Below are 14,307 nucleotides of genomic sequence, written 5' to 3'. Positions count from 1 at the left end.
CGATTTTGTGTCATGCACCATAAAATCCGCTTCGACCAGCCCCTCCCCGAGGACCTAGCCGCCCGGCTGCGCGCCCTGACCGTCAGCGCCCGCCTCCGCACTACCCCCGACCGCCCCCGCCTTACCGTGGAAAACCCCTTCACCGGGGCCGACCTAGGGTGGGTGCCCACGGCCAACGAGGAGGACGTGGACGCCGCCTTCGAGCGGGCGCGCGCGGCGCAGCGATCCTGGGCCCGCACCTCCTTTAAGCAGCGCCGCGCGATCCTGCTGCGGTTCCACGACCTCGTCTTAAGCAACCGCGGCCTCCTCATGGACATCGCGCAGCTCGAGACGGGCAAGAACCGCACCTCGGCCCTCGACGAGGTCCTTGACATCGCCATCAACGCCCGGCACTACGCGCTCAGCGCGGGCAGGCTCCTCTCCCCGCAGCGCAGGTGGGGCGCCGTGCCGTTCCTCACCAAGACCTACACCTACCACCGCCCCAAGGGTGTGGTGGGCCAGATCAGCCCGTGGAACTACCCCCTGACCCTGGGCGTTTCCGACGCCATCGCCGCGATCATGGCGGGCAACGCGGTGGTGGCCAAGCCGGACTCCACCACCCCCTTTTGTCTGCTCGCCTGCCTGGACCTGCTCGAGCGGGCGGGCCTCCCAGAGGACGTGCTCCAGGTGGTCACCGGCTCCGGGCGGGTGGTGGGCACCGCCATCGCGCAGCGCTGCGACTACCTCATGTTCACCGGCTCCACCGCCACCGGCAAGACCCTCGGGGAGATCTGCGGGCGGCGGCTCATCGGCTACTCCGCGGAGCTCGGCGGCAAGAACCCCATGATCGTGGCCCGCGACGCGAACATCGAGAAGTCCCTCGACTCCGCCGTCCTGGGCTGCCTGGCCAACTCGGGGCAGCTCTGCGTCTCCATCGAGCGCATCTACGTGGAGGACGCCGTCTACGAGGAGTTCACCGAGGCCTTCACCCGCCGGGTGGCCGCAACCAGGCTCGGCGCGGGCTTCGGCTGGGACGTCCAGATGGGCTCGCTCGCCTCCCAAAAGCAGCTCGACACCGTGCGCTCCTACGTCGAGGACGCCCGCAGCCTCGGCGCCACCGTGCTCACCGGCGGCAGGGAGCGCCCCGACCTCGGCCCCTACTTCTACGAACCCACCGTGCTTGCCGACGTCCCCGAGGGCGCCCGGCTCCGGCGCGAGGAGGTCTTTGGCCCGGTGATCTACATCGAGCGGGTGTCCAGCCTGGACGAGGCCATCGAGCTGTGCAACGACACCGCCTACGGGCTCAACTCCAGCGTCTTTGCCGCGCCCGCCACCGGCTGGGCCACCGCGCCCCGCATCGAGGCGGGCTCGGTGAACATCAACGACGGCTTCTCCGCGGGCTGGGCCTCCTACGACTCCCCCATCGGCGGGGTGAAGGAGTCCGGCATGGCGCACCGGCACGGCGACGAGGGCATCACCAAGTACACCGACGCCCAGACCATCGCCCAGCAGCGGTTCATGACGCTGCAGGGGCCGCGTCGGCTGCCCCGCCGCGCCTACGCCGCCGTGATGAGCGGCCTGCTGCGCTTCGGGAAGATCACCCGAACCATGCGCTAGGCGGCTCTTACCTGGGGCGCACCGTGACCGTGACCGGCTCCTCCCCGGTGGACTCCACCAGCAGCCTGGTGGCGTTCGGCTCCGAGACCACCCGGCCGCCGGCGACCTCGGCGGTGTACCCGGCGGGGAAGTTGGCGGCCGGAACCGCGATCTCGCTCACGGCTCCGGGGGCAAAGCTGCCCTGGCCGTCCACCCGCGCGGCGTCCCAGGAGGTGACGTAGGTGCGGGCCTGGGCGTCCCAGTGGGCCTCGGCGGGGGTGCCCGCCACGGCGCGGACGTGCGGGGCCGCCAGGATCGCCAGCTTGTCCGCGTTCACGGCGTCGGCGGTCACCGGGCCGGGGACGGTGGGGTCCGCCACGATCCCCTGCTCGCGCTGGTTCTGCGTGGTGGGGTCGTCGCACCCGCAGTAGGACCAGTACTGCCAGCCGATCAGGCGCTCGCGCGCCCTGCCGATCACCCCGCCAAGCGTGGCGGCGTCATCCGTGGCGCCGAACTCGCTCAGCAGCAGCGCGCTCCCCTGCGCCGCCGCGGTCCTCTCCGCGTTGTCAAAGGTGAGGGAGTCCGGCAGGTCGCAGCCCGCGTAGGAACCGAACAGGGCGTTGGTGGTGCAGTACACGTGCCAGCTCAACGACGCTTGCGGGGCGCTGGCCGGGCGGGCCGGGCGGGTATCGATCCCGGTGTTCCACATCGAGTAGGGCTCGTAGTGCACGATGGCGCGGGGATCGGCCTCGACCATGGCGCGGGCCGCCTTCTCGTGCAGGGCGTCGAGCCTCCCCGTGGCCTCCCCGCAGTCCCCCAGCGTGAGGTAGCACAGCGGGTAGGCCGAGCCCGGCCAGGGCTCGTTCATCACGTCGTACCCCATGATCCCGGGGCGGCCCTGGAAGTACCCGGCCACGTGCCCCCACATCGCCGCGTAGCGGTCCTGCAGGCCCACCCCGCCCGGGCCGGGGGCGTTGCTCAGGAAGTTATCATAGGCGCGCAGCAGGCCGATGTTCACGGCCTGGTTCGTGGGGAAACCGGCCTTGAGCAGGCTCGGGAGGCCGTCGTCGATCACGGCCCAGTCCGGGGCGAACTCGCCCTCGAACCTCTCGTTGTACATGTCCTGGTGGGCGTCGATGAGCACGGCGATGCCCCGCGCGCTCAGCTCGTCCACGGTGCGCGCGATGGACTCCAGGTAGGCGTCGTCGTAGACGCCCGGCTGCGGCTCCACCGCCTTCCACATGATGCCCAGACGCACGGAATCGAAGCCGTTGTCCTGCAGCCACTGGGCGTCCTCCGCGTCGAAGCCCGCGGCCTCCGCCGTGTAGGGATCGTGCTTGTACACCATGTTGACCCCGGCGGTAAGGAAGGCGCGGCCGTCGCCGTCGGTGTACCAGCGGCCGTGCTGCTCGATGGGGCCGCGCTGGGTGATGCTGGGCTGGGCGGGGGTGGCCTGGGTCTCGTGGGCGGCCCTCTCCGGGGCCGGGGGCTGCTCCGGGGCGTGCCCCTGCGCGAGGGCCTGGACGGGGGTCAGGGAGAGCAGGCCGCAGCACACCGCGACGGCCAGCCCCCTGCGCTTGAAACGAGACATTGCAATGCTTCCTTACCGTAAATTCCCGGGAAGTCCAGAAAGATAATCATAATTCCGCGATATGGGACAAATATCTAGAACGCGGTGCCCATTATCATCGAACTTTCCATACCTTTTGGGAAAAATTATACCGTCTACACACCCCGAAACAAGGGTACTTTCTTACCCCGCCCGCCCCTCCAAAAGTTCCCTTTAGGTCGATAAGGTTTATATCCAAAAAAGAATAAAGGGCGCGGCATGGGCGCATGACATTGCGCGCCCGCCTCGCCCTCCCCCGAACAATGCCGCCTACGAGGAGAGCCGAGAGGACAGCTCGTCCACCGGGCTAAAGCCCTCCGACACCCCGGGCAGGGTGGGAACGTTGACCGACCCGACCTCCGGGGAGCTGTTATCCGAGGAGGCCGTGACCGGGACGCAGGGGACCTCGACCTCGCGCCCCAGGGAGTTGGCGGTCAGGGCGATGGCGCGGGGAGAGAACGTGATACCCAGGTGCTCCGAGGCGTCGAGGGAGCAGCCGTCCTGCAGCACGTAGTTCCGGGCGCCGGCAGCGGTGTACTGGCTCGCCGACGTCGGGGTGACCGCCTCGTCAAAGCGCGTGGAGATGGAGACGTAATTGACGCCGGGAACCTCGATGCCGCCCTCCTGGAACCACTCGTTGAACTCGCTGTGCGGCAGGAGGTCGCGCACGCTGGGGCTGGCGATCAGCGCGGTGGCAAGATCCCCCATGCCGCCGATGGCGTTCAGCTTGTTCAGCCCGTACGAGGTGCCCAGCAGGGTGGTGCCGTGCAGCACGCCCGCGATGGAGACGATGGTGCCCACGCCCTCGCCATGCACCCGCTTGGCGTACGCGGTGGCGATGGTGGCGCCCGCGGAGTGACCCACCATGTCCACCTCGCTGGCCCCGGTCATGGCCTTGACCTGGTCGATCTTCCGGCTGATCTGATCGATCGAATCGTTGATCGGGGCCATCGCCCGGAAGGTGGGGATCGACCCCAGGACGGAGCTGCCGTCCGGGGTGGGGGTGCCCGGCAGCTTGCCCACGTTAAAGGCGTAGACGCACTTGCCCATGCCCGCGAGGTCCGGGGCCATGGCCGCGAAGGTCTGATAGGAGTTGGAGTTCAGGCCGTGCAGCAGGATGACCGGGTTCTCCCCCTCCGCCGGAACGCAGGACACGTTGGAACCCAGGGGGCTAATGTCCTCCGTCATGCCCTGGTTCTTCATCACGTCGATGAAGTCGTGCGCGCGGGGGCCGTGCGGGCCCATGCCGGTCCAGTCCAGGACCGCGTCGCCGCCGACCGGCTGCTGATCACTCGAGCCCGGAGCCGCCAGTGCAGGTGCGCCACTTACGCCGAGGGCCAGGCCCAGCGCCGCGACACACGCGGCGGATGCTTTTAAGAACTTCACAGGTCTAATTACACCTTCCCAGATAGAAGCGATGGACACAACAGAGTATCCACACCAGATGTTAGACCAGGGTAGCCTGCAGTAAAAAGCGCGTGAAGTATGGTATATATCATTTTATATAGGAAAGGTGGACTTTATGGCCGCCCGAGCGATTATATACGGAGTGTGAGACTTAGCGTGCGGGATTCACTCCCGACCCCCTTAAGATTGCAGACCTGCCCGACCTGGGGCGGCGCAGTGCGAGGCGGGGGCGGTCCCGCTCCACCCCCCTCCCTGGCCCGACCCGGCGACAGGGGGGACCCCGGCATTGCCCCAATTGCGCACAAGCGAAATAAATAGCCACTTTAATTCCCTATTTACCCCCTCATCCCACGGCGATAAATAGGAATAACATTGCCGCCGCCGCGATCCGATAGGCGGGCCCGATGTGGCTCGAACACGAGCCGAACCGATCCTTGCGCCACGCAACAAGGAAACCTAAAATGAGGGAAATAAAAGAATAACCACAAGGGGAAAAATGACCACGGAAGAAAACTCAACCAGGTTCCTCACCACCCTACTGCCCAAGTCCCTCGACGCGGGGGATAAGGTCACCATCCTGGACGAATGCTTCACCGGGCCGTCCCTGGACCTCGGGGATAGCTCCGGGATTATCGTCACAATGCGCAAGGATGACGGAAAGATCCTTCTCGAGGGAAAGACCTATCCTCCCGGATTCGGCATGAACATGAGCGGCGTGGCGCGGGCGCTTGGGGACGTCACGATCCCCGAGAAAGACCCCGACGCATTTCTTGCCGCCTACGACGAACTGGTAGAAAAACTCCTCGAAAGAGATGCCTGGATAAGCCCACGGGATAAGAGGGATAAGCCCGTGAACCGCAGCCAATGGCAGACGAGGATCGATCAGGGGCGGGATTACGGGGAGCGCATTATGCGCATCGCGGCCCGCGGCATCCATTAATACTCCGCGTCCCGGCGGTGGCATCGGGACGCGGCCCCCGCCCGAGGGGAATCCAGTAGCGCCGCTTCAGGGGGCCACCTCCCGGGCAGCGGCGCCGATCCTCCAGGACTCCCCCGTTGGCCTCGATGACGCGGGCGGAGCCGGCGTTATCGTCGTCGCACACGAGCAGCGCGCGGCGAACGCCCCTGGAGTACAGAAGAACCAGCGTCTGGCGAAGGATCTCGGTGGCATAGCCCCGGCGCCGAAACTCCGGCGCCACGGCGTAGCCGATGTGGCCGCCGTGGTTCAGCAGCTCCTCGGTCAGCCCGTACCGGACGGACGCGCGCCCGACGACGACCGGGCCGCCGCCCCTTCCGTCCCCCTCGCCCCAAACCTCCGCGAGAAGAAAATCCGTAGGAGGCCACCCCTCGGGCAGGCCGACACCCTCGTGAAAGCGCATGACGCTGCCGAGGAAGTCCGCCCAGTCCGCGTTGCTCCGGTTCCCCCGCCACGCCCGGGTTGAGGGGCACGGGCCCGCGCCGAGCACCCCCACTCCGGCCAGGAAGTCGAACCGCTCGGTGGAGCACAGGACGTTGAGTTCACGGACCCGGGCCTCGTAGGCGGCCACGGGGAGGCGCAGGATCAGCGGCATGGTGCCCAGGATAGGGGTTCTGCGATTCGGCTGGACGGCGCGGCCCCGCCCCGCCCGGCGCTCACGCCCCGGCATTGGTAGCCTCGACGGCAGACCAACACAGACTAGGAGAAACTTATGCCCACAAGCACGCGCGGACGCCTCCTCATGCTCCTCGCCTCATGGTTCATCGCGTTCCTCACCTCGCTCCTCGTCATGGACGGCAACGTCGGCCAGGCGTTCTTCTCCCCGCTCACCATGCTCATGGGCTTCCTCTCGGTCAGCGCCGCCTCCGCGATCGTTGTCCAGGCCAGGAACCGGGACCAGTCCGAGCGCCCGGAGGCCTAAAGGGGGCCACGGCACGCGGGGCGGGCAGGGCGCAAGGCGCTCGCGTCCGCCGGGGAGTCCGTGTGCGCCGTACCCCTCCCCCGGCACGCAAGAATCCCCCGGGACCGAAGTCCCGGGGGATTCTTTGACATGGTAGCGGGGGCAGGATTCGAACCTACGACCTCTGGGTTATGAGCCCAGCGAGCTACCGAGCTGCTCCACCCCGCGTCGAATACTTTTCAGTATCGCGCCGCCTTGGCGACGTGTAAGAACTATACGCACAACCCCCATAAAGAACAAACTCCCTGCTCACCGCAAGAAAGCGGCCAGCAGGGAGCGAGCGTGTCCCGCGCTGCGGGCCTAGGAGTCCGTCCCCTCGGCGGCGCGGTACCCCTCCACCGCGCGATCCAGCTCGTCAAGCGCCTTGCCGTACTCCTCGAAGGAACCGTCCCGGGCGCCCTCGAGCTTGCGCAGGGCGTCGTTGATCTTCTCGATGGCCTCGCCCTCGGAGCCCGAGCCGCTCGCCGGGGGAGTCGGCGTGGCCTCCTTCTCCCTCTGCTCGGCCTGCGCGGACTCCGAGGCCCCCTTCTCCCCGGCGGCGTCGGCGTCGCCGTCCACCTCGCGGATCTCCTGCGCCGCGTGCGGGTCGATGCCCACCTGCGTCAGCGCCTCGGAGATCGTGGGCGCGTAGCCGATGGAGCCCTTGTAGCTCACCAGCACGCGCAGCAGCTTCGGGAAGGCGGAGTCCTGGTTCTTGCGCTGGGAGTACAGCGGCTCCACGTACAGGATCTCTCCCCCGCCCACCGGCAGGGTGAGCAGGTTGCCGTCCTTGAGGTCGTTGGTGCCCTCCCACAGGGTGCGATCCCGCGAGATCTGGTCCGAGGAGGACATCGTGTCCTGCACCAGGCGCGGGCCCTGCGTGAGCGTGTCCGTGGGTAGCACGCGCACCGTGATGTGCCCGTAGTTCTCCGGGTCGGAGGTGGCCGTCATGTGCGCGGAGAGGAAGTGCCGCTGCAGGCCGCGGAAGGGCGTAATCAGCTGGAAGGCCGGCCTGCCGGTCTTGGGATCGGCCGCCACGATGTGATACGGGGGCTGGGGCAGTTCCTTGCCGCTGTCGTCGGTGGGATCGGCGGGCACGGACCAGAAGGCATCGTTGGTGAAGAACACATGCGGGTCGTCCACGTGGTAGCGGGCCAGCAGCTCGCGCTGCACCTTGAACAGATCCTCCGGGTAGCGCAGGTGCTCGCGCAGCTCCTCGCTGATCTCGGAGTGGGGCTTCACCGCGTCAGGGAACACGCCCCGCCACGCCTTGAGCACCGGGTCCTCGGTGTCGAACTCGTACAGCTCCACGGTGCCGTCGTAGGCGTCCACGGTGGCCTTGACGGAGTTGCGGATGTAGCCCACCTCGTTGTTGATGAGGCGCTGGGTGGTGCCGTCGGGGGTCAGGGCATCCTCGGTGACGTTTTGCAGCGAGGTGCGCGTGGAGTACGGCAGGGAATCCAGGGTGGTGTAGCCGTCCACGATCCACTTCACGCGGCCGTCGATCACGGCGGGGTAGGTCTTGGAGTCCGTGGTCAGCCAGGGGGCCACCTTCTCCACGCGCTGGCGGGGGTCGCGGTCGAAGAGGATCTTGGAGTCCGAGCCCACGCGGTCGGAGAGAATGAGGTTCATCTCCTGGTACTTCAGGGCAAAGGCCGCGCGGTTGGCCCAGTTGCCCACGTCCACGCCGCCCCGGCCGGAGTAGGTGTAGCTCTGGTCGTCGGTGTCATACTCCACGGGGCCGTTGCCAGTATCGCCCACGATGGCGTAGTCCGCGCCGTCGTTCGCGGAGGCGATGACGGGGCCGAAGTAGATGCGCGGCTGGTCCACCTTCATGCCCAGCTTCTCCGCGTCGCTGTTGCCGGAGGCGTTGGATTGCAGGTCGGACACGGTGTACACCGGGTAGCCGCCGCGCGTGGAGCCCACGTCCCGGGCCACCTCGTCCACCTTGTTCGCCGGGGCGGCGATGAACCCGTTGCCGTGGGTGTACACCGTGTGCCGGTTGATCCACCCCGCCTGGTTCTCCCGCAGGGAGTTCGGGTTCAGCTCGCGGGCCGCCACCACGTAATCGCGCATCTGGCCGTCCACGGAGTAGCGGTCCACCGAGAGCGTCTCCGGGAAGCCGTAGAAGTTGCGGAGCTGTTGCTGCTGGGTGAAGGTGGGGCTGAGCACGTCCGGGTCCAGCAGGCGGATGTTGGAGATGGTGGCCTCGTCCGCCGCCACCTTCTCATCGCTGGCACCGTCCGCGCCCCAGTTGTCCAGGTAGGTGACCTTATCGTCCGTCAGCCCGTAGGCCTGGCGCGTGGCCTCGATGTTGCGGGCGATGAACTCGCGCTCCTTGGCCTCGCGGTTGGGGTTGACGGAGAAGCGCTCCATGAGCAGCGGCCAGGCCGTGCCGATAGTCAGCGAGGAGACGAGCAGCAGCACCGCACCCAGGGCGGGAATGCGCAGGTCCTTGAGCACCACGGCGGAGAAGAAGGCGAAGGCCACCACCAGCGAGATAATCATGAGGATGATGCGGGCGGGCAGGTGGGCGTTGATGTCCGTGTAGCTGGCGCCCGTGAACGTCTCGTTGGAGTTGTTCATCAGGGCGTAGCGCTCCAGCCAGTAGCCGAGCACCTTGACCAGCATCCACAGGCCCGCGATCACCGAGAGCTGCACCCGGGTGGCGCGGGTGATCTGCCCCTTGAGCCCGGCCGCCTGGTTGCCCAGGCGAATCCCGCCGAGCAGGTAGGAGCCCACCGCCGAGACGAGGAAGGCGATGACGAGCAGCAGCGACAGCGCGGAGGCCGCGATGTTGAGCAGCGGCAGGTCGAAGGCGTAGAAGCCGAGGTCCTTGCCGAACTGCGGGTCCTCCACGCCGAAGGGCGCGCGGTTGAGGAACAGCAGCGCGGTGCGCCAGGTGCTCTGCCCCACGAAGCCCGCCAGGATGCCCACGAACACGGGGATGACGAGCAGCAGGCCGCGCACGGACCGCTCCATGAGCTTGCGGTACTGGTGCACGGGGGAGTTGAGGTCATGCCCGTACAGGTCGCGCGGGCGGTAGCGCCAGGTGAAGTACCCGGCGGCCCAGGTGATGGCCGCCGCCACCAGGCCGAAGAGAGCGAAGAGCACGATGCGGGCGACGAGGACGGTGGAGAACACCCCCCGGAAGTCCACCTCACCGAACCACAGCCAATCCGTGTAAAACCCCACCAGGATGGGGGCAAGCATGACCACGAAGGCGAGGACGCCAACGATCCAGCCTATTGTCCTGGGGGGACGCTTGCGGGGGGCGGAAGGCGGGGAAAAAGCGTTCGCCAACGTGGGCTCCTTACCGTATTTTATTCATGCCGATGACAGCGTGTATTACGAGATATACGCGTAGTCTCCTACCATACGGAAGGAGAAACACACCTGGCCACACGCGGCGCGCCCGCGCTCCCCGACGACCCCAGTAAGGAACCCATGCCCGCGAAGCCCCAGCAAGCACTCAATCGCGCCATGATGGAGGCCGTGGACTTCATCCACGCCGAGGGGTGGGACGCCCCGCCCACCCTGTTCGGGCTCGTGCCCAGCGAGCTGATCCCCGAGCACGTGGACGACGCCGAGGACTCCCCCCTGACGCTCGTGGTGCAGGATAGCCTGCCCGGCATCGCCCCCGGCTCCGCCGAGCTGGCGGACTACCTCTCCCGGATCGCCTGGCCGCCCCAGGTGGCCGGGGTGATCCTGGCCCAGGAGATCCGCTTCCGCGATACCGCCGAGGGCGCGGACTCCCCGGCCCGGCAGGCACGCCTGTTCTCCGGGGTGCTGCGCAGCGGGGAGGAGCTGACCCTGGTGCAGCGCCGCCCCACCGAGGCGGAGAGTAAGGCCGCCGGGCGCTTTGCCGACGACCAGGTGGAGCTGCGCGGGGGCGACTCCGTGGCCCCCGAGGTGATCGTGGCCCTGCGCTACGGGCTGGATCAGGACCCGGGCGCCCTGGATGTCTAATATAAGGAGCGTCAACACCGTGAGCACCCGAGGAGACGATGCCGTGCGCCGCACCAGCCGCCCGTGGAGGGCCCTCCCCCTCGTCCTCGCCGCCGGGCTGGGGATCGCCGCCTGTTCCTCCGAGTCGGCGGAGCCGGACTCCCCCGCCGAGGCCACGCAGAGCGCCCAGACTGCTCAGGCTGTTTCCGAGGAGACCTCGGCCGCGGCGACCACGCACTCCCCCACCAAGGCAGACAAGGAGTCCGAGGCCCTCAAGCAGGTGGCGGCGACCTACGCCTCCCTGGCCCCGGCGGAGCTCTTCGAGAAGTTCGAGTCCTGCACCCCCAACGGACTCGAGGGGTCCCACGAGTGCTCCGGGCCGGGGATAGGCCAGTTCCAGTTCTACGACTCCTCCGCCAAGGCCACCTCCAGCACCCAGCAGCTCACGCAGCTGCGCAGCTCGCACGTCATGCGCGATACCGGGGACATCGTGGTGGGGTGGTCCACGCTGGGCACCTCCGCCGTGATCACCGTGGTGGATAACAAGAAGGGGCTGGTAATGCAGCAGCTCGTCTCCTCGGACAAGGTGGACCCGGAGAAGCGGATCGTGGAGCTGGGGCTTGCCGACGCCGAGGAGGCCCCCGGCACCGAGCCCGCCACCACGGAGTCCGCCGCGCCGACGAGCGCGGAGGAGACGGATTCGGCGGAGGGCTAGGCGCGATCCCGGGGCGCTGTGTTAGGAGGCCTGGGCGATGAGCGCGCGCAGGGCAGAGACCGGCACCGTTTTCTCCTCCCCCGCCTCCTCCTTGACGGCCTCAACGAGGATGTCCCGAATCACCTGTCCCGTGGTCACGCCGCGCTCTCGGGCAATGCCACGGAGGGACTCGAGGGTGGCCTTCGGAAGGCGAGTGGTAAAAGCGCTCATGGCCGATGGCTCCCACGCCGCCGGCTCGGACCGGGCTGCCTCCGCAGAAAAATCCTCGTTCTCAAAAACGCTCGGGTCGATCATGCTTTCCTCCTAAACTCACGCCTCTCCCTGTGGGTCATATCCCGCACAGTCACCACGAACACGCAGCGCGCCCTCCCCTTCCATCTCTCGCGGAACGACGCCATGCCGCGCAATGTGCGTCTCGCTGCGGTCATCCCACCTTGATTCGCATATCGTACACGCCACGTACACGATGTCTCTGGGCTCTGGGCCAACCACACCGCAAGATAAGGCGCGAAACGCCCCCGCCAGCACGCGCGCGGCTTTCTGCGAGCGGGTGGCCTGCGAGCTGGGGCGACACGACTCCGCGCCACGCCGGACGAGCCCGCACCGGCGCTACCCGCAGGTGCGCACCTCCCGGCCCGCGGCGAAGTCGGACATGGCCGCGATCGCGTCGTCAAGCGTCTCCACCGAGGCGATCACGGTGGAGCCGTTGTTGCCCGCGAGCGCCTCGCGGCAGTTGGCGGCCGGGGCCAGGAACAGCTCCGCGCCCAGATCCGAGGCCGCGCGCACCTTGTGCTTGATCCCGCCGATCGGCCCCACCGTGCCGTCCTCCGCGATGGTGCCGGTGCCCGCCACGAACTTTCCGCCCGTCAGCTCCCCCTCGCTGAGCTTGTCCACCACCGCGAGGGAGAAGATCATCCCCGCCGAGGGGCCGCCGATGTCGCTGAGGTTGTAATCCACGCGCACACCGTCGGCGGACTCCGAGCCCATGAGCACCCCCAGCCGGGCCCGCCCCGGCTCCTGCGGGTCCTCCCCCAGGGTCACCGTCTCCTCCACCTGCTCGCCGCCCCGGCGCACCGCCACGGTCACCTCGTCGCCCGGCGCGCGCTCCCCGATGAGGTCGCGCACCTGGCCCGGCTTGTCCACGGCCGTCTCCCCCACCCGCTCGATCACGTCCCCCTCGCGCAGGTGATCGCCCGCGGGGGCGCCGTCAAGAACCCCGGCCACGGTCACCCGCATGGGGCGGCCCAGGTGGTTCAGGGCCGCCACGGTGGCGCTGGCCTCGGAGGTGCTGAAGGCCGCCTGGTTGACCTCCTGCACCTCCTCCTGGGACTTGCCGGGGGGAAAGATCTGCTCGATGGGCACCAGGGTGTCGTCGGTCAACAGCCAGCGCGCGGCGGCCTGCGCGAGGGTCATGTTGCTGCGCACCGCCACCGTGGTCATGTTGAGCTGCCCGGCGGTGGGGTAGGTCCGCGCACCCTCCACCGCCACCACCTCGGTGCCCTTCACCGTCCCCAGGGTGTCGATGCTGGGGCCCACCCCCTCCGCCGCGTAGGGGACGGTCAGGGAGACGTCGGTGCCGGGGATGTGGTCGGCGGAGATGAGCGCGGTGAGCGCCACCACGGGCAGCGCGCCCCAGGCGATGGTTCGGATTCGGCGGTTCACATCGCATTAGGCTACCCGTGTTCGCTCTCAGCGTTGCACAACCGATGGCTGCGGCGCGCTGCGCGCCGGTAGGTTGGTGCTATGAATAACGGCGGCTTTGGTTTTTCCTTTGGCAATGGCGACGACGACGAGAATAAGCGGCGCGGCGATCAGTCCTTCGGGGCCTTTGGCTTTAGCGGCGGCCTGGGGGACATCCTGAACCAGTTTGGTCAGATGCTCTCCGGCATGGGCAGCTCCATGAACTCCCCTGAGGGGGCGGGGCCGGTCAACTACGACCTGGCCCAGCGCATCGCCCGCCAGCAGCTCGGCGGCTCCGATCAGGGCGTGGGCAAGAAGGAGTCCGAGGCCGTGGCGGACTCCGTGCGCCTGGCGGACCTGTGGCTTAACGACGCCACTATGCTCCCCGCCGCCCAGTCCACGGTGGCCTCCTGGACCCCGGAGGACTGGCTGAGCAACACCATGCCCATGTGGAAGCGCATGGTCACCCCCGTGGCGGAGAACATGAACCAGGCGCAGCTGGACTCCCTGCCCGAGGAGGCTCGCCAGATGATGGGCCCGATGACGCAGATGATGAAGCAGATGTCCGGCATGAACTTTGGCATGCAGCTCGGGCACGCCCTGGGCGACCTCGCCGGGCAGGCGCTCACCGGCTCGGACTTTGGCCTGCCGGTGGCCCCCGCCGGGGTCACCGCCGTGCTGCCCGCCACCATCGCGCGCGTGGCCGGGGACCTCAACGTGGCCCACGGGGAGGTCCTGATGTACATCTGCGCCCGCGAGGTGGCCCGGCAGCGGCTCTTCCAGCACGTTCCGTGGCTGGTGGAGCGCCTGGTCTCCTCCGTGGAGGAATACGCCCAGGGGCTGGTGATCGATACCTCCCACATCGAGGAGGCCGCCCGCGGCCTCAACCTGGAGTCCGGCGACCCGCAGGCGATCCAGGAGGCCATGCAGCAGCTCCAGAACATGGACCTAAGCCCCAAGATCAGCTCCCGCAACGCCGGGGCCGTCTCCCGGCTGGAGACCCTGCTGGCGCTGGTGGAGGGCTGGGTGGAGCACGTGGTCACGCAGGCCATGGGCGAGCGCATCCCCTCCACCGGCGCGATGAACGAGGCGTGGCGCCGCCGCCGCGCCACCGGCGGCTCCGCCGAGCAGGCCTTTGCCAAGGTGGTGGGCATCGAGTTCGCCGCCCCCAAGGTGGCCGAGGCCATGGAGCTGTGGCGGCGCGCGGAGGCGGCCGTGGGCGTGGAGCGCCGCGACGCCGTGTGGGATCACCCGGACTTCCTGCCCACCGCCGAGGATCTGGAAAACTCCGCGGAGTTCATCGACGGCCTGCTCGACGAGGGCGGCGTGCACGGCTTCGACCCCATCAGCGAGATCGAGGAGCTGGAAAAGCGCCTGGCCGAGGGCGGCAAGGACGGCGAGGCAGACGGCGGCGAGGATGAAAATAAAGGAGACAACGACACCCCCTAACCCGCCCT

The 14,307-nt window shown here is 68.2% G+C and carries 12 protein-coding genes and 1 tRNA gene; 6 read left to right on the top strand and 7 right to left on the bottom strand.

The genetic code is table 11. The annotated features are described in order from the left end of the window. The first annotated feature begins 12 nt into the window (after nucleotides 1-12). On the top strand, nucleotides 13-1,596 hold the full coding sequence (locus B140_RS0106445) for a succinic semialdehyde dehydrogenase (RefSeq protein ID WP_018118539.1): 1,584 nt from the start codon (nucleotides 13-15) through the stop codon (nucleotides 1,594-1,596). 7 nt (nucleotides 1,597-1,603) lie between these two features. On the opposite strand, the gene B140_RS0106440 is transcribed toward B140_RS0106445, so the two are convergent. Together B140_RS0106440 and B140_RS0106435 are read right to left on the bottom strand one after the other, a co-directional pair. Continuing rightward, a complete protein-coding gene (locus B140_RS0106440; RefSeq protein ID WP_018118538.1) occupies nucleotides 1,604-3,166 on the bottom strand; it encodes a glycoside hydrolase family 5 protein in 1,563 nt (520 codons plus the stop codon). Between the two features lie 288 nt (nucleotides 3,167-3,454). Next, entirely contained in the window at nucleotides 3,455-4,570 is a 1,116-nt protein-coding gene (locus B140_RS0106435) for an esterase/lipase family protein (RefSeq protein ID WP_244874402.1), read from the bottom strand. Nucleotides 4,571-5,087: 517 nt separating this feature from the next. Between B140_RS0106435 and B140_RS0106430 the strand changes: the two genes are divergently transcribed. Further along, nucleotides 5,088-5,531, top strand: coding sequence for a hypothetical protein (locus tag B140_RS0106430; protein WP_018118536.1), 444 nt, complete (start codon nucleotides 5,088-5,090; stop codon nucleotides 5,529-5,531). Here B140_RS0106430 and B140_RS13330 read toward each other — a convergent pair. Then, nucleotides 5,500-6,162 (bottom strand): GNAT family N-acetyltransferase, encoded by a 663-nt coding sequence (locus tag B140_RS13330; RefSeq protein ID WP_244874401.1) that lies wholly within the window; start codon nucleotides 6,160-6,162, stop codon nucleotides 5,500-5,502. The two genes, B140_RS0106430 and B140_RS13330, sit on opposite strands and share 32 nt — an antisense overlap. Before the next feature lie 117 nt (nucleotides 6,163-6,279). Between B140_RS13330 and B140_RS0106420 the strand changes: the two genes are divergently transcribed. Continuing rightward, the gene (locus B140_RS0106420) at nucleotides 6,280-6,489 is read left to right on the top strand and encodes a hypothetical protein (protein WP_018118534.1); all 210 of its coding nucleotides are present in this window, start codon (nucleotides 6,280-6,282) and stop codon (nucleotides 6,487-6,489) included. 130 nt (nucleotides 6,490-6,619) lie between these two features. Here the strand turns inward: B140_RS0106420 and B140_RS0106415 are convergent. Continuing rightward, nucleotides 6,620-6,696 (bottom strand) — tRNA-Met (locus B140_RS0106415). A gap of 132 nt (nucleotides 6,697-6,828) precedes the next feature. Further along, complete coding sequence (locus B140_RS0106410; protein ID WP_026166076.1) at nucleotides 6,829-9,810, bottom strand: UPF0182 family protein; 2,982 nt, start codon at nucleotides 9,808-9,810, stop codon at nucleotides 6,829-6,831. A gap of 144 nt (nucleotides 9,811-9,954) precedes the next feature. Here B140_RS0106410 and B140_RS0106405 point away from each other — a divergent pair, with 144 nt between their 5' ends. Then, nucleotides 9,955-10,476, top strand: a complete 522-nt coding sequence (locus tag B140_RS0106405; RefSeq protein ID WP_018118531.1) for a PPA1309 family protein — start codon at nucleotides 9,955-9,957, stop codon at nucleotides 10,474-10,476. A gap of 19 nt (nucleotides 10,477-10,495) precedes the next feature. Beyond that, entirely contained in the window at nucleotides 10,496-11,170 is a 675-nt protein-coding gene (locus tag B140_RS0106400) for a hypothetical protein (RefSeq protein WP_156801678.1), read from the top strand. A 21-nt stretch (nucleotides 11,171-11,191) separates the two neighbouring features. On the opposite strand, the gene B140_RS0106395 is transcribed toward B140_RS0106400, so the two are convergent. After that, nucleotides 11,192-11,464, bottom strand: a complete 273-nt coding sequence (locus tag B140_RS0106395) for a hypothetical protein (RefSeq protein ID WP_018118529.1) — start codon at nucleotides 11,462-11,464, stop codon at nucleotides 11,192-11,194. A gap of 315 nt (nucleotides 11,465-11,779) precedes the next feature. Continuing rightward, nucleotides 11,780-12,832 (bottom strand): YlbL family protein, encoded by a 1,053-nt coding sequence (locus B140_RS0106390; RefSeq protein ID WP_018118528.1) that lies wholly within the window; start codon nucleotides 12,830-12,832, stop codon nucleotides 11,780-11,782. Nucleotides 12,833-12,913: 81 nt separating this feature from the next. Here B140_RS0106390 and B140_RS0106385 point away from each other — a divergent pair, with 81 nt between their 5' ends. After that, complete coding sequence (locus tag B140_RS0106385) at nucleotides 12,914-14,299, top strand: zinc-dependent metalloprotease (RefSeq protein ID WP_018118527.1); 1,386 nt, start codon at nucleotides 12,914-12,916, stop codon at nucleotides 14,297-14,299. Nucleotides 14,300-14,307: the final 8 nt, after the last annotated feature.

This window comes from Corynebacterium mastitidis DSM 44356, from assembly GCF_000375365.1.
Lineage (GTDB): Bacteria > Actinomycetota > Actinomycetes > Mycobacteriales > Mycobacteriaceae > Corynebacterium > Corynebacterium mastitidis.
Note: the sequence above shows the minus strand (reverse complement) of the source record. Positions and strands in the feature narration are given on the sequence as shown.